18 protein-coding genes and 3 pseudogenes are annotated in these 24,292 nt (G+C 70.2%); 5 read left to right on the top strand and 16 right to left on the bottom strand.

Going from position 1 to position 24,292, the window contains the following annotated elements:
- Positions 1-75 precede the first annotated feature (75 nt).
- A complete protein-coding gene (locus tag OG842_RS40060; protein WP_266733933.1) occupies positions 76-843 on the bottom strand; it encodes an IclR family transcriptional regulator in 768 nt (255 codons plus the stop codon).
- Positions 844-918: 75 nt separating this feature from the next.
- Between OG842_RS40060 and OG842_RS40055 the strand changes: the two genes are divergently transcribed.
- The gene (locus OG842_RS40055; protein ID WP_266733934.1) at positions 919-1,614 is read left to right on the top strand and encodes a substrate-binding domain-containing protein; all 696 of its coding nucleotides are present in this window, start codon (positions 919-921) and stop codon (positions 1,612-1,614) included.
- A gap of 160 nt (positions 1,615-1,774) precedes the next feature.
- Here the strand turns inward: OG842_RS40055 and OG842_RS40050 are convergent, their stop codons facing one another.
- From OG842_RS40050 to OG842_RS40040, 3 genes are all read right to left on the bottom strand, one after another.
- On the bottom strand, positions 1,775-2,839 hold the full coding sequence (locus OG842_RS40050) for an IS110 family transposase (RefSeq protein ID WP_266733935.1): 1,065 nt from the start codon (positions 2,837-2,839) through the stop codon (positions 1,775-1,777).
- Between the two features lie 632 nt (positions 2,840-3,471).
- Positions 3,472-4,917 (bottom strand): MFS transporter, encoded by a 1,446-nt coding sequence (locus OG842_RS40045; RefSeq protein ID WP_124722577.1) that lies wholly within the window; start codon positions 4,915-4,917, stop codon positions 3,472-3,474.
- Positions 4,907-6,154: an acyl-CoA thioesterase domain-containing protein gene (locus OG842_RS40040; RefSeq protein ID WP_323185819.1), complete on the bottom strand. Its 1,248-nt coding sequence runs from the start codon at positions 6,152-6,154 to the stop codon at positions 4,907-4,909. The genes OG842_RS40045 and OG842_RS40040 overlap by 11 nt, the downstream gene beginning before the upstream one ends.
- Before the next feature lie 323 nt (positions 6,155-6,477).
- Here OG842_RS40040 and OG842_RS40035 point away from each other — a divergent pair, with 323 nt between their 5' ends.
- Positions 6,478-6,966: a winged helix-turn-helix transcriptional regulator gene (locus tag OG842_RS40035; protein ID WP_266487577.1), complete on the top strand. Its 489-nt coding sequence runs from the start codon at positions 6,478-6,480 to the stop codon at positions 6,964-6,966.
- A gap of 280 nt (positions 6,967-7,246) precedes the next feature.
- On the opposite strand, the pseudogene OG842_RS40030 reads toward OG842_RS40035, so the two are convergent.
- Both OG842_RS40030 and OG842_RS45425 read right to left on the bottom strand, forming a co-directional pair.
- Positions 7,247-7,909, bottom strand: a pseudogene (locus tag OG842_RS40030) (aminotransferase class I/II-fold pyridoxal phosphate-dependent enzyme); the annotation flags it as partial.
- Between the two features lie 24 nt (positions 7,910-7,933).
- On the bottom strand, positions 7,934-8,068 hold the full coding sequence (locus OG842_RS45425; RefSeq protein WP_362012627.1) for a hypothetical protein: 135 nt from the start codon (positions 8,066-8,068) through the stop codon (positions 7,934-7,936).
- Between OG842_RS45425 and OG842_RS40025 the strand changes: the two genes are divergently transcribed.
- Positions 8,012-8,350, top strand: a complete 339-nt coding sequence (locus OG842_RS40025) for a GNAT family N-acetyltransferase (RefSeq protein ID WP_401879236.1) — start codon at positions 8,012-8,014, stop codon at positions 8,348-8,350. The genes OG842_RS45425 and OG842_RS40025 overlap by 57 nt on opposite strands.
- A 520-nt stretch (positions 8,351-8,870) precedes the next feature.
- On the opposite strand, the gene OG842_RS40020 is transcribed toward OG842_RS40025, so the two are convergent.
- From OG842_RS40020 to OG842_RS39990, 7 genes and pseudogenes are all read right to left on the bottom strand, one after another.
- Entirely contained in the window at positions 8,871-9,275 is a 405-nt protein-coding gene (locus OG842_RS40020; protein ID WP_124722573.1) for a hypothetical protein, read from the bottom strand.
- Entirely contained in the window at positions 9,272-11,614 is a 2,343-nt protein-coding gene (locus OG842_RS40015) for a leucine-rich repeat domain-containing protein (RefSeq protein ID WP_266733938.1), read from the bottom strand. The genes OG842_RS40020 and OG842_RS40015 overlap by 4 nt, the downstream gene beginning before the upstream one ends.
- A gap of 105 nt (positions 11,615-11,719) precedes the next feature.
- Positions 11,720-13,216: an ankyrin repeat domain-containing protein gene (locus tag OG842_RS40010; protein WP_328512629.1), complete on the bottom strand. Its 1,497-nt coding sequence runs from the start codon at positions 13,214-13,216 to the stop codon at positions 11,720-11,722.
- A 391-nt stretch (positions 13,217-13,607) separates the two neighbouring features.
- On the bottom strand, positions 13,608-16,490 hold the full coding sequence (locus OG842_RS40005; protein WP_266733942.1) for a helix-turn-helix transcriptional regulator: 2,883 nt from the start codon (positions 16,488-16,490) through the stop codon (positions 13,608-13,610).
- Between the two features lie 873 nt (positions 16,491-17,363).
- Positions 17,364-18,752: an aldehyde dehydrogenase family protein gene (locus OG842_RS40000; protein ID WP_266733944.1), complete on the bottom strand. Its 1,389-nt coding sequence runs from the start codon at positions 18,750-18,752 to the stop codon at positions 17,364-17,366.
- An 83-nt stretch (positions 18,753-18,835) separates the two neighbouring features.
- Positions 18,836-19,180: pseudogene (locus OG842_RS39995) on the bottom strand (ABC transporter ATP-binding protein); the annotation flags it as partial.
- 146 nt (positions 19,181-19,326) lie between these two features.
- Positions 19,327-20,487 carry a serine hydrolase domain-containing protein gene (locus tag OG842_RS39990; protein WP_266733945.1) on the bottom strand — a complete coding sequence of 387 codons (1,161 nt, stop codon included), beginning with the start codon at positions 20,485-20,487 and terminating at the stop codon, positions 19,327-19,329.
- Between the two features lie 194 nt (positions 20,488-20,681).
- Between OG842_RS39990 and OG842_RS39985 the strand changes: the two genes are divergently transcribed.
- Positions 20,682-21,308, top strand: coding sequence for a TetR/AcrR family transcriptional regulator (locus tag OG842_RS39985; protein WP_266733946.1), 627 nt, complete (start codon positions 20,682-20,684; stop codon positions 21,306-21,308).
- A gap of 297 nt (positions 21,309-21,605) precedes the next feature.
- Here OG842_RS39985 and OG842_RS39980 read toward each other — a convergent pair whose 3' ends face one another.
- Positions 21,606-22,109 carry a transposase family protein gene (locus OG842_RS39980; RefSeq protein ID WP_266733948.1) on the bottom strand — a complete coding sequence of 168 codons (504 nt, stop codon included), beginning with the start codon at positions 22,107-22,109 and terminating at the stop codon, positions 21,606-21,608.
- 25 nt (positions 22,110-22,134) lie between these two features.
- Positions 22,135-22,815 (bottom strand): annotated as a pseudogene (locus OG842_RS39975) (IS6 family transposase); the annotation flags it as partial.
- Between the two features lie 100 nt (positions 22,816-22,915).
- Between OG842_RS39975 and OG842_RS39970 the strand changes: the two are divergent.
- Positions 22,916-23,161: a hypothetical protein gene (locus OG842_RS39970; RefSeq protein WP_266733950.1), complete on the top strand. Its 246-nt coding sequence runs from the start codon at positions 22,916-22,918 to the stop codon at positions 23,159-23,161.
- A 149-nt stretch (positions 23,162-23,310) separates the two neighbouring features.
- Here OG842_RS39970 and OG842_RS39965 read toward each other — a convergent pair whose 3' ends face one another.
- Entirely contained in the window at positions 23,311-24,021 is a 711-nt protein-coding gene (locus OG842_RS39965; protein WP_266733952.1) for an HXXEE domain-containing protein, read from the bottom strand.
- Positions 24,022-24,292 lie beyond the last annotated feature (271 nt).

The following is a 24,292-nucleotide window of genomic DNA, read 5'->3' as shown; positions in this document are numbered from 1 at the left end:
CGAACACCTCGAACGTTGGCACCCACGGCCGCAGCCAGTCGCCGGCGTTTCCGTCAGGCGGAAGCCTGACGGATCTCAGGCAGTCGCGCGGGTACGCCGGCCGAGCTCGTCGGAGATCCCGTGCGTGGCCCTCAAAAGCGGCTCCCGTAGCCTGCGTGCACGGCTCGCGCCACGCGCTGTGATCACGATCCCCAGGGCGGCACTGACAGGCCCGGCCCGGCCGATCCGTACAGGCGCGGCAACCGCGACCGTGCTCTCCGAGAGCTGCCGGTCGCTGATGAAGACCTGTTCGCGGCGGATACGGTCCAGCTGCGTGCGCAGCGCCTTCGGGTCGATGACGGTGTGCGGGGTCCAGGCCCGCAGTGGCGAATCGAGGACCTCCTCCTGGATCTCCTGCGGTGCGTGTGCCAGCAACACCCGGCCCATCCCGGTGGAGGCGATCGGGAAACGAGTCCCGACCATGGTCAGCAGTTCCACCGACCGATGCCCGGCGATCCGTTCGATGAACACGAGCTCTGTGCCCTCGCGCACCGCGAGCTGGATGTTCTCGTGGGTCACCTCATAGAGGTCCTGCATGAAAGGCAGTGCCACATCACGCAAAATCTGAGTGCGCGGGCACCCCGAGGCGATCTCCCAGAGCCTCAGCCCGACATGCCACGCCCCGTCCTCTCCGCGTTCCAGCGCGCCCCAGCCCGCCAGCTCCGCGACCACCCTGTGCGTGGTGCTCAGGGCCAGACCCGTACGCTGAGCGACCTCCGACAGAGTCTGCGACGGGTGCTCACGGTCGAAGGCCGAGAGGACTTTGAGGACTTTTCCTGCCGCCGAGATCTGGGTTGTACTCACGCGGCCAGTCTCGCAGACCGGCGTTGAGCAGCCCGACTGCGGGCCGTACCATCTGCCGCACACCAAGGAGGCTATGTGAACCGAGAGATCTCTGGGCTGTCCTCGATGGCGACGCGGCCGATACTGGCCGAGCTTTCCGAGCACATCCGACTCGCCCACGGCATTCCGGTGCGATTCGAGGCCGCCGGCGGGGTCGAGACCGCACGGCGAGTACGAGAAGGCGCTGAGGCCGACCTTCTTGTGCTCGCAGATGGAGCGTTGGCTGCGCTGGGGAAGGACGGGCACCTCCTGGCGGACACGGTGCGCCCGCTGTGGATCTCCCAGGTCGTCACCGCCGTGCCGGAGGGAACGCCGGTTCCAGCACTCGGCTCGGAATCCGACCTGCGGGCCGCTCTCCTGTCCGCGAAGAGGATCGCCTACTCCACAGGCCCGAGCGGGACGGCACTCATCGATCTGATCAGCAGGCTGGATCTCACCGACACGCTTCGGGACCGACTTGTTCAGGCAGCACCAGGTGTGCCTGCCGGCAGCCTGTTGTCGTCCGGACAGGCCGACCTGGCCTTTCAGCAGCACAGCGAGCTGATGGACCTGCCAGGTGTCGTTGTCGTCGGACCGCTGCCGGGCGACACCGCGATCACCTCGCTCTTCAGCGGGGGCGTACTTGCCTCCTCCACTCAGCCGGTCCGTGCCCGCGAAGTCCTCGATCTCCTGGGGTCCGATACGGCATCAAAGGCCGCCCGCGCCCGGGGCATGCGGGCGCGGGGGGAGTGACCTGAGCCGAAGAGGCGCCGACACTACGAGCGACGGCCTTCGACGAATTCGTCTGCGGTCTTGGCCCTCAAGAACGGCCCAGATGTGTGCGACCACAGCTCGCGTGGACCGACCGATCCTCCTCAGCTCCTGAGCTTGACTCTGAAGCTTCTATAGATCGTCAAGCTGCAGGAGACGGCCCGGGTGCGCCGGTGAATGCGCTGGTGAGGTGGCGGTAGACCTCTCGCGCGACGAAGCGCTTGAGGCATCTGAAGATGTCCTTCGTCTTGAGTCCTTCGAGGGTGCGTCGTGCGACGTAGTCGCGGGTGCGCGGGTCGTGACGCATGCGGACCAGCACGATTGTGTGCAGCGCGCGGTTGGCCTGGCGGTCTCCACCACGGTTGAGTCGGTGGCGGTCTGTGCGCCCGGATGAGGCTGGCACGGGTGAGGCGGCGCACAGGTGGGCGAATGAGGCCTCTGAAGCGAGCCTGTCGGGGTTGTCGCCGGCGGTGACCAGTAGCTGCCCGGCGGTCTCGGTCCCGACGCCCGGCAGCGCGAGCAGGCCGGGGGCGGTGCGAGTGATCAGGACGCGCAGGTCGGCGTCCGCGTCTGCTATCTCCTCGCTCAAATGCCGGTAGCGCTTGGCCAGACGCTTGAGGGCCAGTTTGACGGCTGTGGCCGGGGCAGCCAGGTCGGTGCCCGGACGGCTGGCGGCGAGCCGTCGGACCAGCTCGGTGGTGGTCAGCGAGCGCAGTGCTTCGCGTACCGCAGCGGGCGCGGTGATGATCAGTGATTTGATCTGGTTGATGGTCTGAGTGCGGGCCTTGACGGCGCTGGCGCGTACCACGCGCAGTCCGCGGATTGCCTCGACCGCACCATCGCGGTGCTTCGGGGTGCCTGTGGCGCGGCCGGCGAGTACCGCGGTGGCGGCGGCGTAGGCATCAATGGGGTCGGACTTCCCAGCCGCGCGACGAGCACGACGGTCGGGTCGGTCCACCTCGATGACAGTGATCTGGTTGGTATGGAGATAGCGGGAAAGTTCGGCACCGAAGGAGCCTGTGCCCTCCATGCCCACGACCAGTACTTGGCCGTGGGAGTGCAGCCATTCCAGCAGGTCTCGGTAGCCCGTGGGCGTTGTGGGGAACGCCTCGGTGGCCAGGTGTCGGCCGATGGTGTCGATGACGGCGGCCTGGTGGAGATCGGTGTGGGTGTCGATCCCGCCGATCACCTCGATCGGCTGTGACATGGTGGCCGGGTTCCTTCCGTGCGCGGCGAGTGGGTTCGCGCGCACTGGCCGGCAGACGGACACGACTGTGATGGGACCGCTTGGGTCAAGCTTCTATGAGGTCACGATCTCCGGCCGGTACACGCATTGGCACCGCTCGGAAGGCCGACGATTCAGAGTGAGGACAGCCGAAGCGTCAATCGGGGATCGGGTCAGACCCTCGAGCGGTGCCGCCTCATCCTCACAGTCGGGGATCTTGGGGATCCCCGGCGGGGCAGCATGATCAACTGGCAGGCTCGGCTCTGTTCATGGAGAGCATGGGGAAGAAAAAGCCTCGCCGCCCTCGCCGTTCATTCACGCCGGAGTTCAAGGCCGAGATTGTCGGGTTGTGCCGACGGGGTGGCACGACTGCTGGCGACGGCGCGGCCCGTCGTCGGCTTCGTGGTGGCGGTGGCGGGCGCGCTGGCCCTGGCCCGGTTCGGCGAGGCGCCGCAGGACACCCCCGAACCGGTCTGAACCCGCCCCGCCCGCGCCTGAACCGCCCGCCCTCGCGAACCGCGCCGGACGGGCAGGCGGGCAAACAGGCGGGCAGGCGGTTCAGGTTCGTCGGCCCGGGTGGCGTTCAGCTTCCCGCCCTGCCTCGTTCGCCCCGGTCACCCGGCGGTTGCCCTGCGGCGGGACCAGGCCGACAGTCCGAGTGCCAATACGGCGCCGGCGCCGAGGACCGCGACCGCGACCCAGGTGGTGTGGGTGACCGCGTCGGTGAAGGCGATGCGCGGGTCGCGGACGTGGGCGACGCGGTCCTCGAAGCGGGTGGTGACCAGTGTGCCGAGGATACTGGTGCCGAGGACGGCGCCGATCTGACGGGCGGCGTTGACGGTGCCGCCCGCCTCGCCCTCGCGGCCCGGTGGGACGTGGCCGACGGCGAGGGCGGTGGACGGGGCGTTGGCGAGACCGCAGCCGAAGCCGAACAGGACAAACGCAGCGGCGTACCCGGCGAACGCGGTGCCCGGTCCGACCTGCGCGAAGAGGACGGCGCCGACGGCCGCGAACAGCAGGCCCGCCGTGATCAGGACGCGCGGCCCGAGCCGACGCACCAGTATGCCAGCCAGGACCGAGGCGGCGATGAACGCACCGAATTCCGCAAGAAGTTGAACGCCCACCTGCAGGGCGGTCAGGCCCCGTACCCGCTGCAGCCACAGCACTTGGAGAAGGCTGAGGCCGACGAAGCCGAACAGGACGGTCCCGGCCAGCAGGAGGGAGACGCTGTAGGAGGGATCACGCATCAGCCGCAGGTCGACCATGGGGGCGGTACGGCGCAGTTCTACCAGAGCGAAGGCGGCCAGCAGAAGGACCGCTGCCACAACGGCGGCCAGGGCCCGTGCGGAGCCGTAGCCGTGGTGACCGCCGTCGATCAGCCAGAAGACCAGGAGCGCGAGACCTGCGATCGCGGTGAACTGTCCCGCCCAGTCCAGGCGCTGGGCCGGATTGCGGGACTCGGCGACCCGGCCGAGCGCGACGATCGCTGCGAGGCCCGCCATGACGAGGTTGAGCCAGAAGGCCGCGTGCCAGGTCCACCAGCGCAGTGCGAGGCCCGCGACAAGGGGGCCGACGGCCAGGCCCAGCCCGGAGGTGGCCGCCCATGCGGCGATCGCCCCGGCACGGCGGCGCGGGTCGCGGACGGCGTGGGTGATCAGCGCGAGAGAGCTGGGGGTGATCAGGGCACCGCCCAGACCGGCGATCGCCTGGCCGACGAGGAGGGTGGCCAGGTTGTCGGCGAGGACCAGAACCAGAGCGCCTGCGGCCATCGCCGCGGTCCCGGTCAGGAAGACGCGCTTGCGACCCCACCGGTCGGCCAGGGCGCCCGCGCCGAGTACGCAGGATGCCACGACCAGGGTGTACATGCTCGGCACCCACACCATGTCGGCCGGGGCGAGGCGCAGATCGGCCTGGACGGCGCCGAGCGTGCCGATGGTCTGGGTGGTCTGGAGGAACACCGTGAACAGTCCCAGGCACGCGGCGACGAGGACCGGCCCGGGGCGGTTGCCGCGGGCGTCGTCGCGCTCCTCGGCCGTTGTGTCACGCAGCTCAGTGGTCATGGTTCGCTCCTCCGGACAGCATGGCCCCGGCCTGGCGGGGGACGTCGTCGGCGAGGAGTTCCTCGCGGGCGGCCTCGACGGCGTCGAGGACCTGGTCGACCACGTCGGCAGGGATGATCCCGGCCCGGTCGACGTGGGCGGCCATGTCGGTGTCGATGAACTCCGGGTACACGGCGACGGTGCGGGTGCCCTGCGCACGCAGCTCCTCGCGCACCGCGTTGGTCATCGGCCGGGCCGCCGACTCAAAGGTGCCGTACGAGCCGGTCTGCGGCAGCGTGTGCCGGGAGAGCACGGGGAGTACGTCGGCCGGGGCCCCGCCACCGTTCCTTCCGGGGACGGGGGCGACGGCGCGGCCCGGTCCGCGGCCTGCTTCGGTGACGAGCGCGATGGCTCCGCCGGTGTTCACGAGGTCTCCCGGGGGGCTGCCGAGGGCGAGGGGGCGTTCTCCGGGGGGGGCGTCCTGGACGACGCGGGCCTGCCGGGCGAGGGCCAGCAGTCGGCCGTCGGCCGACCACACCTCGCTGTCGTCGACCGCCCAGCCGCCGCCGGCCTGTTCGGTACGGATCCGGACGAGGGCCCGGTCCGTGAGTACCTCGGAGGCCGGCGTGTCGGCGAAGTGGATGGTCAGCTCGGCGGTCGGCACCGGACGCGGGGTGCGCCAGCACGCGAACAGGGCGGGCGGGAGGACATCGGTGAGGGTGACGACCGCGGCCTCGTCCAGCGGCCGCCCGTCGGTGAATCGCACCCAGGCCACCAGCTCGGCCAGCTCGCCCCCGGCGAGGGGCAGCGCCTCGGTGGCGGGTCGCACTTCCACCTGCTGGGCGAAGGCCACGAATCCGCCGGGCAGGTCGAGGGGCACGCAGTCGGCCGGACCCGGTACCTGGGGGAAGGCCCGCCCGTCATAGCCGGGCCCCGGGTGGCCGGAGCCAAACAGCGCCGACCCCGCGAGCACCGCGGCTCCGTCCTGATGGGCCGTGAAGAGACAGGTGGAGGCCCGACGTCCCCTACGGGGTCCGGTCAGGGACAGGCCGAGCGGACGGGTCTCGACAGGGGCGAGGAAGTGCGCGGTCAGGGCGCGGAGCGGGCGGCCTTGCCCGACGCCCTGTTCCCGCATGGCGGTGAGCGCCGCCGCTGCGACATGCCCCCCGTGCGCGCCCGCCCAGGACCTCCACAGGGGGTCGATCCGGGCCACCGCCTCATCGGTGACAGACGTGCTGCCGGGTGGTGAAGTCCTCATTCCGGTCTCCTCGTTCGGTCGGGCCCGAGGAATGCCCGAGCCAGATAGTTGGAAAACAGGACTCACTATAAGGGAGTTAGTTTGAAAAACAAATGCACTCTGATCCGGACCGCCCCCAGGCTCCGCCTCATGGGTCTTTTTTTCCAACCCACTGGTCTAGGATGAGAGGTCAACCGGCCCGGGAGGCAGACGATGGACGACGTACTGCGGGGCGGCAGGTGAGCCCGGAACCTCCCGGCGGCCGACGAGCTCCGCACCCGGAGCGACGCCCGCATGCGCCGTGCCGCCCCGGCACGGCGCCCACTCCCCGGAGGTCCACACCCATGACCGTCGCCCACCCGCGCCCCTGTTCCATCGCGAACTCGCTCGCCGTCATCGGCGAGCGCTGGAGCCTGCTCGCGCTGCGGGAGGTGTTCTTCGGGGTGCGCCGCTTCGACCGGATCGCCGCGAACACCGGCGCCAGCCGGGACATCCTCACCGCCCGGCTGAAGAAGCTCGTGGAGAACGGCGTCCTGGCCAAGGAGCTCTACCAGGCCCACCCGCCGCGCTACGAGTACACGCTGACCGAGGCCGGACTCGCGCTGCACCCGGTCCTGCTCGCCCTCAAGGAGTGGGGCGACCACTACGTGACCGAGGGAGAGGCCCCGACGGTGTTCCGGCACGACTGCGGCGCGGTCCTCCATCCGCGCACCGTCTGCGACGCCTGCAGCCGGCCCGTCCCTCCCGACAGCGCCCGCGCGGTCCGCATCGGTGGCGTCCCCCAGCGCTCCGCGGCAGACTCCCCCGGCGCACCGTCGCCGACGGACACGTGATCATCCGGAACCCTCGCCGGACGCCCGTACCGGGCGCCGGCGCCCCCTGCCGGCCGCCGCTTCCGGTATCACCGTCGGATCCTTGAGCCGGCTCTTCCGGTCCGGTCTGCGGATCGGAGGGCTGCGGGCGCCGCACATGACGGCCCGCTCTTTTGGCCGCACCATCACTCGTTCCCGTCCAGCCACCGCGGCCACCGGGAGGCCGCAGACGCGGGACGGAGCGGCCGGACGCCCCCTCTCGGAGAAGTGATCCGTACCCGGGGTTCCGCGGTACCCGGCCTCAGGAGAGCGCCCGGCAGAGAGCCTCCAGCGCTCCCGCCCACGCGCTGTCGGTCGGTGTCCCGTAGCCGACGACCAGTGCGTCGCGCCCCGGCGGCGCCTGCGGGTGCCGGAAGCGCGAGATCCCGTCCAGCGCGAGCCCCTGCCAGGCCTCCGCCCGGAGCGCGGCCTCCTCGCCGCCCTCCGGGAGTTCGAGCACGGCATGCAGGCCGGCGGCGATACCGCTGCCCCGGACACCGGGGGCCCGTTCCGCGAGTACCGCGACGAGTTGGTCGCGTCGGCGGCGGTAGCGCAGCCGCATCGCCCGCACATGGCGGTCGTACGCGCCCGACGCGATGAAGTCCGTGAGCGTCAGGTGCTCCAGCGCGCTCGACGACCAGTCGCTCAGCCCTTTCGCCTCGATCACCTCCTCCACCAGGCTCTCCGGCAGCACCATCCACCCCAGCCGCAGCCCGGCGCCAGGGATTTGCTCGTCGTCCCCAGGTGGACGACGCCTTCTGGGTCGAGCCCCTGAGCGCGCCGACCGGCTGCCGGTCGTAGCGGAACTCCCCTCGTAGTCGTCCTCCAGAATCAGCCCGCCAGTGCCGCGCGCCCAGTCGACCGCCGCCCGCCGGTCGGGGTGGAACGGCACGCCCGTCGGGAACTGGTGCGCGGGGGTCAGCAGGGACAGCGCCCTCCGGAGGGCTGATCACTTTGGCACGGCGCGATACGTATCCCACTCGCCCGGCGATGGCGGGGCCTCCTCCCGGATGTCGACGACGAGGTCATACGCCACCTCGTCGACCGCCGCGAGGCTCGCCGCCGCGGGGCCGATGTCGTTCACTTCCTCGGTGCCCGCACGGAGGAGGGCGAGGTCGCCTCATGGGCCGACCTCTATCTGGACCCGGCAACTGGCACCGCCCAGATCGAGGACCTGGTCACCTCGGAGGCCCACCTCAGGCGCGGCTACGCCGATGCCGTCCTGACCACCGCCTTGCGCCTGGCCGCCGACAAGGACTGCGATACCCGGTTCCTGACCGCGGATGCGACGGACTGGCCACGGCACTGGTACGAGCGCCGCGGCTTCTCCGTCATCGGCCGCTCTCACTGCTTTGAACGGGACTGATTGCGAGACACCGGATAACAAACCGAACGAGGGCCTGGCCGCCGCCCGCGCCCGCGGCCGGACCGGCGGGCGCCCCTCGGTCATCACGCCCGAGCTCTTGCGCGCGGCTCGCGACATGCTGCCCAACCCGGAGAACAGCATCGAGTCCATCGCGAAACTCCTCGGCGTCTCCGACGATACCCTCTGCAACCACATCCCCGACTGCGCGAACTGCGTGCCTCCCGCGTTCCGCGCCAGCTCGAAGGCAGTACCTCGTAGGTCACGGCAGAGCCGTTGTGGCTTTTGGCCTCACCTTGGCTGGACCCCATCTTGGCGGTGGCGTAGCTGCGGATGCGCGGGACGCTCTCGCGGACGAATTGCATCTCCGCGGCCAGGAGGATCGCCCCGGCCTCACCGAGGTAAGTCAGACCGGAGTGCCTGTGGATGACGTGCGACCTGGGCGGTGCAGTTTCGGTGAGACGAACTGAGTGGAGAGCGTGTCGGTGAAGGTGCTTCATTCCGTGCGGCGTTCCGCTGTGTGTCATGGAACCTGCGCTGTGTTGCGCTTCCTCGTGTGCCGGGGATACCGCTCAACGCGTAGCGGCGTCGGCGAGGATTGCCTGAAGCCGTGCTCGGCATTCGGCGACGAAGGCGGGGAGACGAGGACGCGGGCCGGGTGAGGTGTGGTCTCCTCGGCGAGCATGTGCAACAGGAACGGCACGGCGTGGAGCGTGGCCTCGTAGACGCTTCCCTGGTGATAGAGGGCGGACCACATACGGTCCCACGCCTGGGTCCGGTGTTCCCCGTCGCCGCAGACCAGAGCGCGCAGCTGCTCCGGGACGTCGGTCGCCGGGCCGTAGGCGTGGCGGAGTTCGGCCCAGGGCGCCTGGTCGAGTTCGTCGAGTGGGCGGGTGCCGGGCGACGGTACGGCGCGGTCGGGTCTCACCGGGCGCTCCCCGGGGCCTCGGGTGCGGCGGTGCGCTGGGTCTGCCGCCACGACTGGAATTCGGGTAGGGCGGCGATGTCGGTGAGGTCGCCGAAGGAGGGGTCGCGGGTGAGGATCTGGTCGGCGACCCGGTAGGCGTCGTCGGTGCGGCCGAGGGCGAGCAGGACGCGGACCTGGGTGTCGCGGACGAAGTCGTACTCCGGGGCGTCGGCGACGGTCAGTGCCTGCTCGACGGCGGCGAGCGCGCGCTCGGGTTCGCCGCTGTGCAGCAGATGCCAGGCGAGGGCGTTGCCGGTGCGGCGTTTGACCTCTTCCTGGAAGGCGCCCTCGTCGGTGAAGTGCCAGATCGTGCCGGGTATCAGGGAGAGTGTCTGCTCGGCGTAACGGATGAGCTTCGTGGCCGGTTCGGGGCGGTCGGCGTCCGGGGCGTTGTCGGCGAGTTGGCCGAGGGCGTTGACCAGGCCGTAGTGGGCGTAGAGCCGGTCGTGGTCGGAGTAGCACGCGCCCGGAACGCAGAGCGCGACGGCTTCCTCGAAGGCGGTGACGGCCGCCGCGTGGTCCTGTGCGGCCTGCTTCTCGGCGCCGGTCCTGACCAGGGCGTGCACGGACTGCCAGTTCGGGTCGTGGACGACCTCCTTGGTGCCGGTGTCTCGCAGGTCGAGCCGGGTCCGCGGAAACATCGCGCGCAGCCGCTCCAGCGTGGGCCGGTCGAGCTTGGTGTACCGCAGGCCCGCGAACTCGAGCCGGCGCAGTCCGAAGAACGACTCTGGGAGGGTGGTGAGTTCGTTGAACGACAGGTCGATGTGCCGCAGGTTCGACAGGTGGGTGAACGCGTCGTCGGGCAGCGCGCGGAAGGCGGTGCGCGCCTTCCGGCCGTCGAACGTTTTCTTGCCCCAGCGGTCGATCTCCAGGTGTTCGAGGGTGGTGATGTCCCAGATTCCGGAGAGCAGGTCGCGGCTGGGCGGGGGCTGGTTGGAGCCCGGGGCTCTGCCGTTCAGGCGCAGGACGCGCAGCCGGGGCAGCCGGGCCAGGTCGGGCAGCCGCGTCAGTCGGGCGGACAGGGAGTTGCTCAGGTTGAGTTCCTCCAGTTCGGTCAGGTTCAGCAGCTCGTCGGGGACGGAGGCCAGCCAGACGTACGACAGGTCGAGTGTCCTCAGTCCGGTCAGGCGGGTGACGATCGGGGGGAAGTCGACCAGGGTGTCGCAGTGGTAGCGGCCCTGGTGCTGGCGGGACAGGTCCAGTTCGCGCAGCGTGTGCAGCCGGGCGAGCGTGTCGGGGAGCGGGCAGGTCAGCCATGCGGCGCGCAGCACCTCCAGGCGGTCCAGGTCGCCGAGGGAGTCCGGCAGGGCTGTGAAGGCGTTGTCGGAGATGTCCAGCAGCCGCAGGTTCCGCAGCCGGCCGATGGACTCGGGCAGCCCGGTCAGCTGTGTCCCGGCCAGGTGGAGTTCTTCGAGGGCGGCCAGCTCGCCGATGCGCGGGTCGATTGTCTTGAGCTCGGCGTTGCCCTCCAGGGAGAGGACCCGCAGGTTGGGGAAGGAGAGGAGCTGCTCGGGGAAGTGCCTCAGCTTGCGTCCGGACAGGTCGAGTCCTGTCACCTCCTCCGCACGCACCAGCAGCGCGTCCAGCTCCTCCAGGGCGGCCAGATGGCTCGGCCGGACCCCGGCGCGCAGCACCTGCCGCCCCTCGCGCAAGGCCTCCGCGATCTTCCCCTCGTCGGCCGTGCCGTCATCGTCGAGGAGTTCGGGCAGCAGGACGGTGTCCAGTTCCTCGTCGGTGAAGTCCACCGGGCAGTTGGACGGCCCGTTCTCGGCGACGAGCAGTGCCTGCGGCTGCTCGGCGAAGGTCATGCCGAAGTACGACACGCTGATGACGATCCGGGCGCGGGTCCGCCCGCACACCACGAGCCAACCGCCGTCCCCGTATGAGCCGCAGATGCCGCCGGTCACTTCCAGGTCCCCGCGCACCACCACGTTGGGGCAGCCGGACAGGAACACGTTGCGGGCCCGCAGACTGCCCGTCACCATGAGGAAGTTGCCGTCGCAGTCGTCCCACCAGTCCAGGTCACCGTCGACGGTCAGATCACCGTCCACGACGGTGTTGTACGGCACCCAGTCGCTGTCGCCCTCCGGCTCCAGATGGCCCGCGACATGCAGACCGCCCTCGTACAAGCGGATCTCCTGCTCGTCGGCGAACTCGGCGTACGGGTAGCCGACATCGGCGGAGACCCGGAACCGCTCCTCCGCCTCCTGGGCGCTGATGAGGCGGTACCCCACCGGTGAGTGCACCGTTGTGAGGGCGGGGGGTACTGACGGGCCGCTCTGGGATTCGTCATCGGTCATCTGTGGTTGCTCCGTGGGGTGAAGTGCCCGGTAAGGCGGATTCGGTGGGGGAAGTGCGAGGCGCGGTCGGCTGGGGCGGGCCGCCAGGCCGACGGGTACATGCGCTCAGTGGGCCTCGGCTTGCGAGTCCGCGCGGAAGACCGGCAGACCCTCGCGGAGCCGGGCGAACAGCAGACCCCGGTCCATCATTTCCCTGCCCCCGTCCTCGTCGACGGCGAAGACCTCGTCCACCAGCAGCTCGCGCAACTGCTCCTGGACGCCGTCGCCGTGCCCCTGCTGGAAGTCGTCCAGGTCGAAGTGGAGGTCGGCTTCCACGGTCGCGATCGTGGCGTGCTCGTCCTCGATGACCAGGCGGGCGCGGATGGTGCCCGCCTGGAGCGTGTTGTCGTTGTAGTAGCCATAGACGACGTCGGCCTCGATGTCTCCGTCGACGGACATCTCGCCGTCGGTGAACACCCCTCGGGCCGTCACCCCGCCGCGGATGGCCACCACCGAATCCGGGCCGCCGTCCGCCAGCACGTCTTCGACCGCCAGGGAGCCGGTGACCACGAAGGGGGCCACCACATCCAGGCCGCCCTTCACCACCAGGTCGCCGTGATGAAAGAACGGCGTGTCCACCGACTGGTCGCCGACCAGGGTGCGCGTCGCACCCGTCCCGCCGAGCACCCTGGCGCACAACTCGGGAAGATGCGGCAGATGGTCGGGATCGCAGCCGTAGCCCAGTCCGGCCACGAAGTCCTGGTAGCTGTCGAAGTCCGGCTCCACCCGCCTGGTGAGCCAGCCGCTGTCGTCCGGGATCCCGGCGGCCTCACACACCTCGGCCAGCTCGGCCTGCATCACCCCGGCCGCTTGCCGCAGCGCCTCCATGTCGATGGGCAGCGGCCCGCCCTCCACCACGGGATACCGCACATGCGCCGGGGCCCCCGCAGCCTCCAACAGAGCCACGATCTCCGACCGTGCCTGCCGCTGCTTCTCGCTGTAATCCGGCAGGCGCAGGGCGATCCCGAGCGGGGTCCTGCCGAGGCCGTTGACCGCGGCGGCGTCGGCGCCGCGCTCCAGCAGCAGCTTCACCAGCCCCGGTCGCGCCGAGCCGACGGTCGCGTGCAGCGGAGTGTCTCCGCGATCGTCGACCGCGTCCGTCGGTGCGCCGTGGTCGAGCAGGAAGGCGTAGACCGGTACGGCTGCGCAGCTCTCGTGGGCGAGGGACCCGCCGGTGGCGGAGCGGATCTTGCCGTCCAGCCGGGCGCCGTGCTCGACGAGCAGGGCCAGCACCTCCACGGAACGCTTCGCCCAGGCCGCCGGTTCGGAGTCGTTCAAGGCCACGGCCCACGCGGCGGGGGTGACACCGTGGTTGTCGACGGCGTGCACATCCGCGCCGCACTCCAGCAGCGCCCGTATCACCTCAAGGGAAGGCAGCGGGTCGTCGGCGCTGTACGGGGCCTTCACCGCCCGGTGCAGCGGGGTGGCGCCCTGCTCGTCGTGCGCCGAGACATCCGCCCCGTCAGCGATCAGTGAACGAACCAGTGCGGCACCCTCGGCGGGGTCACCGCCACGGTCAGGCGCGACAGCAGCAAAAAGGGATTTGCTCATGACTTCGCTCATGGTGAGGACTCCTGGACGGTGCACTGACAACGGACCCCGGCAGGCCGGACGCCGGACCTGACAGAACGTAGAACATGTGACCAGGCCGTTGGTCATGAGCAGGAAGGTTCCGGTGGTTTCCGTGGCTGATTGCGTAGTTCTACTGACACCGGCGCCGGTCGAGACGCACACGGGAGAGACGGCGCCATGCTCGGATGGGCCCGGCACCGCAGGCCCGCCACATCACGAAGGAGAGGGTCGCCTCGTCCAGACAGTCCGGCTGCCATTCGACGAGCTGCTCGCCCCAGGCGACACCGGCGGTGGTTATTCGACCCGCACTCCACGGCACGGAGGCCCTCCGGGACGCTCGGCCGAGGAGCGTTCCGGTCCGCGTCCGGCCGACGGCACTTGGTCACGAGGGTGGTGGCGTGCCCGGTGCCGTAGCCGTGTGGCGGGCCACCAGGGTGGCGAGGGCCGCGCGGGACGGGACGCCCGTCTTGCGGTAGACGCGGGCGATGTGGCTCTCGACGGTGCGCGGACTGAGGCAGAGCCGGGAGGCCACGGCCTGGTTGGTGAGACCCTCTGCGACCAGTTCCGCTATCTCCCGTTCCCGCGAGGTCAGCTGGGCCAGCCCGGCGGCCGGTCCGGACGGCTCCGCCGCCCCGTCCGTGTCACCCAGCACCTCCGGGCGCTGCTGGTCGGCCAGGGCGACCAGCAGCGTGGCCCCGCCCTCGGCGGCCTGCTGGCGGGCGCGGCGCCACATGGCGGCCGCGCTGGCGCCGTCACCGGCGGCTCTGGTGAACGCGGCGCCGAGCAGCAGGCTCTGGGCCTCCCGGAGGGTCGCCCCGGACAGCGCGCTCTCCCGGGCGGCTTCGGTGAACGCCCGTGCTGCCGCGGCCGGGTCCCCGCGGTGCGCCTCGATCCGGCCGAGGGCGCGCAGCGCCGCTGCCCGGCGGGTCGGCAGGTCGATCTGTTCGGCCTCCTTGAGGGCGCGTTCGGCCGCGTGTTCGGCTTCTTCCGTCTCACCGACGGCCAGGGCTGCGGCGACGAGCAGTTCCAGGAACTCCGGGAGGAGTGAGGGCTGAATCCGGGACAGGTCCCTGCTCCCGCCCGTCTCCAGCAGGATGTCCCGTGTCCGGTGCGGGTCACCGGCGCCCATCGCGGCGAAGGCGAGCAGGGACCGTGCCAGCGTGGACCACCAGCTCTGGCCCGCGCCTTCCACAGCTGCCGCCGCCTCCTCCGCGGCGGCCAGGACGTCCGGATCGCCCGGCGGGCGGGCCTGCATGAGGAACAGGGACCGGATCGCGAGGGTGAGGCCGAGCAGTTTGCCGCTGCCCAGGGCACGGGCGATGGTCGCGGCCTCGTCGGCCAGCTCCAGCGCCGTGGTGACCCGGCAGGTCAGGAAGTGGGTGTACGCCTTGCACAGCAGGAGCTGCGACAGCATGTAAAGTCGGCCGGTCCGCCGGGCGATGTCCACGCCCCGGTCGGTGTGCCGTTCCGCGTCCGTGTACCGGTCGAGCATCACCTCGGCCCAGCCCAGTCTGACCAGGGGCTCGCACAGCCCGGCCAGGTCGCCGTCGGTGAGCGCGTCCGCCAGCCCCGCCGCGGTCCGGGCGAGCCGACGGGCCTCGGCCGTGTCACCCTCGTACGCCTCGCTCATGGCGGCCAGCGTCAGGGCGCCCATCTCGCCGAGTCCGTCACCCAGATCGCGGGCGCCGCGCAACGCCTCGGCCAGTTCTTCCCGTACCTCGGGGAAGCGGGCGACGAACTGCGCGCGGCAGCACCATTCGATGACGAGACCGATCCGCTGGGACGGTGACGGCCCGGGCCTCCGGTCCAGTTCGCGGCGCAGCAGCGCGTCGGCCTCGGCGTAACGCCCGAGCTGACGCTCCATGACGGCGCACTGCACGACCGCGGAGATACGGAGCGTGTCCTCGCCGTCCTTGTTGTCGGCGGGCATGTCGATCACTCGGTGGAAGAGGTCTCTGCTCTCCCACAGCGCCCCGGTCGTGCCGAGCGCCCCGGCGCGCATCAGTATCAGCTCACGGCGTTTGTCGAGGAGTCCGGGGGTGTTGGGCAGGATCGCGAGGACGACACCGAGCCAGTGGGCCGAGGCGGCCGGGGCCGTCACGGCGGTCTGTTCGGCGGCGCTGGTCAGGATCGCGGCGGCCTCCGGGTCCCAGCCGGTCAGTGAACGCTCGATGTGGTGCGCCCGCTCGGCGAGGGGTGCGCCGGCCTCGGCCAGTTCGGCCGCCGCCCTGTGGTGGAGCTCCTGCCGCCGCCAGGGGTCGGTGCTGTCGTGGACCAGAGCCCGGATCAGCGGGTGGCGCAGTGCCAGACGGTGTCCGGCCTGGTCCGTACGGATCAGATCGCGGCGCATGACCCCGCGCAGGGCCTCGACGACGTCGGGGACGGGTGAGCCGGTGAGAGCGGCGATGAGGTCGGCCGTGGCGTGGTCGCCGAGTACGGCGGCGGCTTCTACGGTGCCGCGCTCCAGTGGGTCCAGCGGGGCGAGCTCGTCGAGCAGCAGTGCTTCCAGGCCTGCGGGCGGACCACCGTCCCGGACCGGGGGCCCGGGCAGCCGGGCGGTGCGATGTGCCGTCAGGAGTGCCAGGAAGTACAGCGGGTTGCCCTCGCTCGCGGCGTACATCTCGGCCGCCCGCTGCTGCGGCAGGTCGCGGGCCAGTTCCTCGACGCAGTCCCGTTCGTCGAGCGGGCCGAGAGAGATCCGCAGCACCGCGCCGGTATCGGCCCCGCGCGCCAGCGCCGTGGTGAGCGCCGCCGGGGCCTGGCGGTCGCGGCGCGACACGACGAGCAGGAAGGGAGCCTTCACAGGGTGCCGCACGAGGTGGTCGACGAGTTCCAGGGACGCCGGGTCCGCCCAGTGCAGGTCGTCGAGGACCACGACGAGCCGCGCGCCCCGGATGCAGCGCAGTGCGTCCGAGGTGGCCCGGTAGAGGCCGAAACGGTCCCTGTTCCACGGCTCGCCCGAGGGCTCGGTCCTTCCCCGCAGCACCGGAAGGAGCTCCCGCAGCGACGGGAACACCCCGAGCACGCGCTGGTCGAGGTCGGCGAACGCGTCGGCGAACGGCTGGAACGGGCTGTGCCGTTCGAACTCTGTAGCCCGGCCGCGCAACACGGCCGCCCCGCGGCGGCGGGCGAGGGTACTGAACTCCGCCAGCAACCGGCTCTTGCCGATACCGGCCTCACCAGTGACATCGACGAGGGCCGGACCACCGGCTCCCATGTGCTGCAGGGCCGCATCGAGCCGGCGGAGCTCGGCTGACCTGCTCACGAACGGCACGCTGTTCATGCGCCTGCCCGGCCCCCTGTACAACTCAACCACCACGATCTCCCTCGGAACGAACGCCGCCACGGCACACCAGGGCCCCGGTGGCTACGACACGGGGCTGGGCGACTGTCGCTGTCAGACAGCGTTCTACAGCACGAGTACGACAACGCTGCCCCTGTGTGGCGGGCCCGGCCCGCGCCGGTCAGGGGCGCATGGTGACCGACGTACGGGCAGCGATACGCCGGACTGCCCGCAGCGGACCATCATGTAAATCGGCTGGGAGTCAGGCTCCCGGCGTACCAAGGAACAGAACGCGGGAGCCAAAGATGTCTTCCCGGCTGCGTATGAACGCCTGAATCACCCAACTAGCTCCGGCTCAACTACTCAAGCTCTGGCGAGGACGGCAGGAGCTCATCCGTCCCGACTCCGCCGGTGGCACCCACGCCTTCCTTGACTGGCTGTCGAGACGGGCCGGTGGCGGTCGTATTCCTCGGAATGACTATCACCGTTGCCATATCCACCAGGCTGCACTGAAGATCCCGAGGAAGGCGTGGACGTCGGCCTAAGCCCTCGGCGGAACCGAACGAACCCGGCACCCGGGTCGACAGAGGTCACCGAAATTCCCGACCGCTCCTCCTGGCCCACGGGGATGCGCTTGAGCGTTTGCAAAGAGTGCCCTACGTCGGCGCCGAGTTGCGCTTCACCAATGTCGAGGGCAACCGTCCGAACTGTTTCGCGGCCAACACAAAGGGCCGGGCTCCGGGAGTTCGATGTCGGTGATCTCCAGGGGAGCTCCGACGGCGGGCAGTACGGCGGCGCGGACCACGAACAGGCTCCTTGAGGGTCGGCAGCGGGGAACGGGGCGGTGCTCAGGGGTCAGAACTGGAGGGACTTGGTCTGGAGGTACTCCGCGAGCCCGTGGGAGCCGAGCTCGCGGCCGACGCCGGACTGCTTGTAGCCGCCGAACGGGGCGAGCGGGTTGAACCGGCCGCCGTTGATGTCGACCTGCCCGGTGTCCATCCGCCGGGCGAACGCCACCGCCTCCGCGTCGTCGCCCGCCCAGACCGCGCCCGCGAGGCCGTACACGGTGCCGTTGGCGATGCGCAGGGCGTCGTCCTCGTCCTCGTAACGGATGAGCGAGACGACCGGGCCGAAGATCTCCTCCTGGGCGACGGTCATCTCCGGGGTGACGTCGGCGAACACGGTCGGGCTGACGAAGTAGCCCTGTTCGCGCGGGGCTTCGGGGCCGCCGGCGACCAGTCGGGCGCCCTGCGCCACGCCCTTCTCGATGTAGCCGCGCACCCGTGCGTGCTGCTTGGCGTTGACGAGGGGGCCGATGCGGTCGCCGTACTTGGCGGCCGCCTCCGCGGCGAGCGCGACCGCCTCGTCGTACCGGGAGGTGTGCACCAGCATCCGGGTCCAGGCGCTGCACGTCTGGCCGGAGTTGCCCATGACGTTGGCGACGCCCACGGCGACGGCCCTGGCGAGGTCGGCGCTCGGCAGGATGACGTTGGCGGACTTGCCGCCGAGTTCGAGGGCGACGCGCTTGACGGCCGCGCCGGCCGTGGCGCCGATCTGCTTGCCGACGGCGGTGGAGCCGGTGAAGGAGACCAGGTCGACGCCGTCGTGCTCGGCCAGGGCCTGTCCGGCGACCGGGCCGAGGCCGGTGACCAGGTTGAACACGCCTGCGGGGACGCCCGCTTCATGGACCGCCTCGGCGAAGAGCTGGGCGGTCAGCGGGGTGTCCTCGGCGGGCTTGAGGACGACCGTGCAGCCCGCCGCGAGCGCGGGGGCGACCTTGGCGACGATCTGGTGCAGCGGGTAGTTCCACGGGGTGATCGCGCCGACGACGCCGACCGGCTCGGCGTACACGGTGGAGTTGCCGACCTTCTCCTCGAAGGCGTACGAGGCGGCGAGCTCGGCGTACGAACCGGCCACCAGGATCGGCACGCCCGCGTGCACCGCCTGCGAGAACGGCAGCGGCGCGCCGAGTTCGGCGGTGACGGTCGCGGCGATCTCGTCCTTGCGGGCGACGAGCACATCGCGCAGGGCGGCGATCCGCGCGGCCCGCTCGGCGGGGGCGGTGGCCGCCCAGGCGGGGAGTGCGGCGCGGGCGGCCCGTACCGCGGCGTCGACGTCCTCGGCCCCGCCGGCCGGGACCTCGGCGATGACCTGTTCGTCCGCCGGGTTCACCACCGCGATCGTGTCCCGTCCCGCGGCGGGCCGCCAGGCTCCGTCGATGTACATGCCGTCGTGGGCCTTCATCGCTGTTCCTCCCGGACACGGTTGCGGACTGGGCGTCCGCTCCCAAACTAGCGCTGTTAGTTTTGGGGCGCCAGAGACGCCCGTCACGCCGAGGGCTGCACGTCGAGCTGCCCGTGTTCGGTACCGGGGTTCTCGAACTGGGTGCGGTACAGCTCCTCGTACCGGCCGCCCGCCGCGAGGAGTTCCTCGTGCGTGCCCCGCTCCACGATCCGCCCGCTCTCCACGACCAGGATGAGGTCGGCCGCCCGTACGGTGGAGAGCCGGTGGGCGATCACGACGGCGGTGCGGCCGGCGAGCGCCTCGGTCAGTGCCTCCTGGACGGCCGCCTCGGAGGTGTTGTCGAGGTGGGCGGTGGCCTCGTCGAGGATGACGACGCACTGGCGGGCCAGCAGCAGGCGGGCGATGGTCAGGCGCTGGCGTTCGCCGCCCGGTGGCCAGCGGCTGCACACCGTCGGTTGGGTGGGGCGGGCTGTTGCTGACGGGTGGTGATGTTGTCGCCGAGCCCGCCGGGCACCGCGTGGAAACCCGCTCCGCCCCTCACGCACGCGGCACAGCATCCGCGTTCAATCGCGGGTCAGTGGCCGTGCCGGGCGATCGCGCGCAGGAAAGCGATGGTCTCCTCCTCGCCGCTGATGGCTTCGTCCAGGGACGTCCCGTACAGGCGGCTGGCCGAGAGCTTCACGATGGTGGTCCGGCTGACCGGATCGACATAGACGAACTGGTTGTAGACGCCGACTGCGCTGAACTCGCCACGGTCTCCCGCCGGGAGCCACCACTGGTAGCCGTAGCCGACTCCATCGGCTTGCTGGCCGCCGACGAGGGGGCGGCCGGGTTGCAGGTGCGGCGCGGTCCCGGTGACCGAGTCGCGCACCCACTGTGCGGGCACGATCTGCCGGCCCTGCCACACACCCCCGTTGCGGTACAGCTCTCCGAGCCTGGCGAAGTCGCGGGCGGTCAGGTTGAGCCCCCCGAAAGCGAGTTCCGTCCCGGCGGGGTCCACCAGCCAGTAACCCGCCGATGTCATGCCGAGCGGCTCGCACAGCTTCTCGCGCATGTAGTCGGCCATCGGGCGGCCGGTGGCCCGGGCTATCAGGGCGCCGAGTATCTGGGTCTCACCGGAGTTGTAGCGGCAGACGGTGCCGGGCCCGGTCTCGCGCACCATGCGGGCGACGAAGTCGTCGAGCGTGCCGCCGACGCCCGCCGTCGCGGCGGTGAGCTGGTAGATGTCGGAGGCCGGGTCGTTGTAGTCCTCGTTCCACCGGGCGCCGGAGGACATCTGGAGCACGTCCTTGATGGACACACCGTCGTACGCGGAACCGGGCCGCACCGGCACGTAGGAGCTGATGGGCTCGTCGATGCCCGTGATGTGCCCCTCGTCGACCGCTATGCCGACGAGCGCGGAGACAAAGCTCTTGGAGACCGACATGGACAGCCACTGCACGTCCGGGCCGCCGGTCAGGAAGTAGCTCTCGTGGTTGATGACCCCGTCGACGAGCACGAGCAGTGCGGACGTGTCGGTGCGGGCCAGGAACTCCTTGGTCACTCGTGCGGTGCCGTCGTAGTCGAAGCTCTCCGGCAGCGGGGCCGCCTCACTGCGTGGCCAGACGTAGGGGTGTGCGGAGGGCGCCATCTCACGGGTGTCGAGGAGGCCCTTCATCCGGCAGAAGTGCTCGTGCTGCGGCACGCCGGTGAAGAGGCCGAGGTCGACCAGGGTCATGCGCTTCTGATCAGTCATTGCCGTCCTTCGAGTGGGAACGGGGGATCCGGAAGGAGATGGAGGGTGAGCGAGCCGACACCACTGCCGGGGCGGGCTCGTCCTGGGGCCGGAGTGACCGGCTGCGATGACTAGAAAAGTAGCAGTACCACTCGGTTAGGGCAACCGAGTGGTACTGTTAAATCTCCATCAACGCAGAACAGCGGAGGGCGGCGATGAGTTCATCCCACGTCGACGGGCGCACCCTCCGGTTTCAGCACCGGCGGCCCGAGTTGCTGGCCGCGGCGACCGAGTACATCCTCGAACACGGCATCAGCAGCCTGTCCCTGCGTCCCGTGGCGCAGGCGCTCGGTGTCACCCACGCGACACTGCTACGGCACTTCTCCTCGAAGGACGCGCTGCTCCTGGCCGTCGCAGAGAAGGTCCGCACGGATCTGGCAGCATGGCTGACGTCGGACGCGGAGCTCCGCGAGGCGCACTCGACGGCCGAACTCGTCAGGGCTCTGTGGCGTCGGCTGTGCGAACCGCAGGAGCAGCGCCAGTTCCTCCTGCTTTTCGAATTCGTCGGCCATCACGGGGAAGGGTCCGGGGAGGATGAGGAACTCTCCCGGTCGATCGTCCACGACTGGATCGGGATCATCGCCAACAGGCTTGTCGCGGACGGCTGGCCGCCCGAGGACGCCTCCGCTCTGTCGACCCTTGTCCTCGCACAGGTGCGGGGCCTGCAGCTCGATCTCCTCGTCTCCGGGGACCGCGCGCGAACGGACCGCGCCATCGACTTCGCCGTACGCCCCCTCGACCGCTCCCCCGCTGGTCGAGACGGTCCGCAAGTCCGCGGTTGACCGGGCGGTATCGACGGCGCTGGCGCCGTGGCGCAAGCCGCAGGCTGTGCACCATCCGGGGAGTGTGCAGTGGCATCTCGTACTCGGTTTCGTGGCCGCAGTCACGCCCTTGACATTGATTCCCGGCACGAGCTTCACGCTGGTCACGCAACAGGTGATCGCGGGTTCTCGGTCCGATGGGTTGCGAGCCTCATTGAGAAGTTTTCACCCTGATCTCGCAGGTCACGGGGCTGGTGTGAGGCGGTGATGGCGTACTCGTGCCGGTCGTGAGCTTGACCGTTGCAAGGTGATCGTCGGTCACCTCTGAACTTCGGCGTTCGCGAGGACGAGGAGGGCCCGCAGGAGGGTGGTCGCGTGGCGGGTGTTCATACGGACCTTGGTCAGGATGCGCCAGTTCTTGAGGTTGGCGAAGCCGTGCTCGACGGCGGCGCGTTCGCGGCTGAGGAGGCGGTTCGCCTCCTTCTCCGCGTCGGTAAGGCGGTGGTTGCGGGTGACTTTGCGGCCGGTGATGATCACCGGGTCGTCGTCGGGCTGGTCGTCGAGTCCGACGAAGCCGAGGTCGGCCAGGGCGCCGAGGCCGGCCTCGCGGAGGTGTTCGGTGATCTTGTCGTGGCGGGCGGCTGTGATCTCGCTGGAACGTCCGGGCCGGGCCGAGGAGATCCAGATCAGGTTGCCCTTCTCGTCGGTGAGAGCGAGAAACAGCAGACCATGGGCCTTGTGTCTCCCGCTGTAGTTCTTCCGGTTCTCCGCACCCGTGCGGCGGCGGGTGCGGATCAGGGTGCCGTCGAGCAGGACGACCACGCCGCCCCGTTTGGCGATCTTCCTGATCCCAGCTGGCGAAGCGGATGGTCATCTCGGTGCGGTATTCGCTGGCGGTCATCAGGTGGCGGCGGGGCCTGAAGTGGGGTGAGATGCCGCTGAACGCGGACAGGAACTGCTGGGCTCCGCCGACGGAGCGGAAGCCTTTCATGGCGCGTTCGCGTTGTCGGGTGGGCTGGTGGCTGTTCTCAGCCCGGTTGTTGAGGCCCTTGTGGGCACGGTGCTCGACGGAGGGTATGACCTCGCGGTGGGCCGCGCCGTAGGAACGGAGCTTGTCCGTGACGACCACCCTCGGCACGGCCCCGATTCCCTTGAGGAGCCGACGGAAGAACCGCCTGGCCGCAGCGGTGTCCCGCCGGTTCTGTACGAGGATGTCGAGCACGTTGCCGTCCTGGTCAACGGCCCGCCACAGGTACTTCTGCTCTCCGTTGATCTTGATGAAGACCTCGTCCAGGTGCCACTTGTCGCCGGGCCGGGGCCGTCGGCGGCGCAGGCCGTTGGCGTAGGACTGCCCGAACTTCAGGCACCAGCGGCGGACGGTCTCGTGGGAGACGATCACGCCGCGCTGCAGCATCAGCTCCTCGACCTCGCGGAGGCTGAGCGGGAAGCGGAAGTACAGCCACACGCAGTGCGCGATGATCTCGACTGGGTACCGGTGCCCCTTATACGGCGGCGGCGTACTGCCCACGGACAACCCCCTCCACCATGATCAACCCGAAGATCATCCCACCCGGCCAGCCAACGTGACAGTGCCCTCCCGGGGGCTCCAGCACCTTGGCTTCGCGCAGATGGTGTGGAAGGAAGGCAACGGTGTCTACCGCCTGAGCCCGCTCATCGCCGGCTTCCGCACTCCAGCGGACCAGCTGGCTGCGATCGAGGCGATGGACGACGACGACCGCTTCGACCACCCGGACTTCCAGGACCGTTACGAGCGCCGGGTTGCGCAGCACGAAAAGGAACGCCAGGAGAAGGCGGCCCGCCGACAGCGTGCAATGGAACCGCCGATCGACCTCGCCTCCCGCCGGAAACGCTGATTCCCCCGCCTGCCCTCTACGGCGTCGCACCCCACCCGGTGCGGCGCCGTTTCTGTGTCGCCGACGGCCCGTTTGTCCAAGCTGGATGGGCCAATTCGTACATGCAGCGCTGGACAACCTGGTGCAGCCGGGAAGCCTCGGCCGGCGGCTTACGGCACAGACGGCTGGAAGCACTCACCCGCTTCAGCGACTACCACTTCACGACGACAGCCCTGACGCTGCGGGGTGCGGCGTACTGCGGTCAGAGGCCTGGTCGGTCCCAGGATGCCGGTGAGCGGCAGGGAGCCGTTGACGGCTAGGCCGACGCCGACGATGCCCAGGAGGCGCCCCACGCCGAGTGTCGGTTCCCGGTGCTTGAGGAACACGTTGACGACCCAGGCCGAGGCGGGCAGGAACATCGCGACCGAGGTCAGCAGTCCCGGGTTGTACGTTCCGGTGACAAGGGCGGGGACGATGTGGAAGAAGCAGTTGACGATGACGAGGCTGTAGAAGGCGAACCCCATCATCACGTACCTGCGTGCGAGCAGGGCGCAGAGCACCGCCACGACCCAGGTCAGCCCGATGTTGACGAAGAGGTAGAACTCCGTCGGGATCGCGCAGTCGGGATAGGTGCCCAGGCCGAGCGTGGTGCACAGCGAGTCGGGGAAGGCGTGCCGGGCGCCGTCGGCGGCGATACCGTACTCCTCGAAGATGTGGAACAGGTACATCACGACGGCGAGCCAGCCCAGGCAGGAGGGGTCCTTCCACCGGGAGAGGGCGTGGTCGCTGCGCAGCGCGTCGGTCGCCAGGAGGACGACCGTGAGGACGACTGCGGCGCCGAGGCCGATCCAGGCGAACTCGAGATCGAAAGTGGAGAACATGTCTTGAGGCACCTTTCAGGGGCCTGGGGCACGGACCCGCTGTTCGGGGCGGATCCGTGCCTGTGGCTGACCGGGGTCAGGCCGCACCCTAGGTCAACACAGCCGAGGCGGGCGGCCGTCCGAGGTCCTTCGCCTCGGGGGCACGCCGGGTCAGAGAATCGGGATGATGAACCCCAGGCAGTCTTCGACGTGACTCACCGGCTGTGTCTCGTCCGAGCCGCTCCATTCGATGAGTGGGCTGCGTCGCCGCCCGGCCTGGGCGAGCCTGCCG

The organism is Streptomyces sp. NBC_00376, assembly GCF_036077095.1.
Classification (GTDB): domain Bacteria; phylum Actinomycetota; class Actinomycetes; order Streptomycetales; family Streptomycetaceae; genus Streptomyces.
Note: the sequence above shows the minus strand (reverse complement) of the source record. Positions and strands in the feature narration are given on the sequence as shown.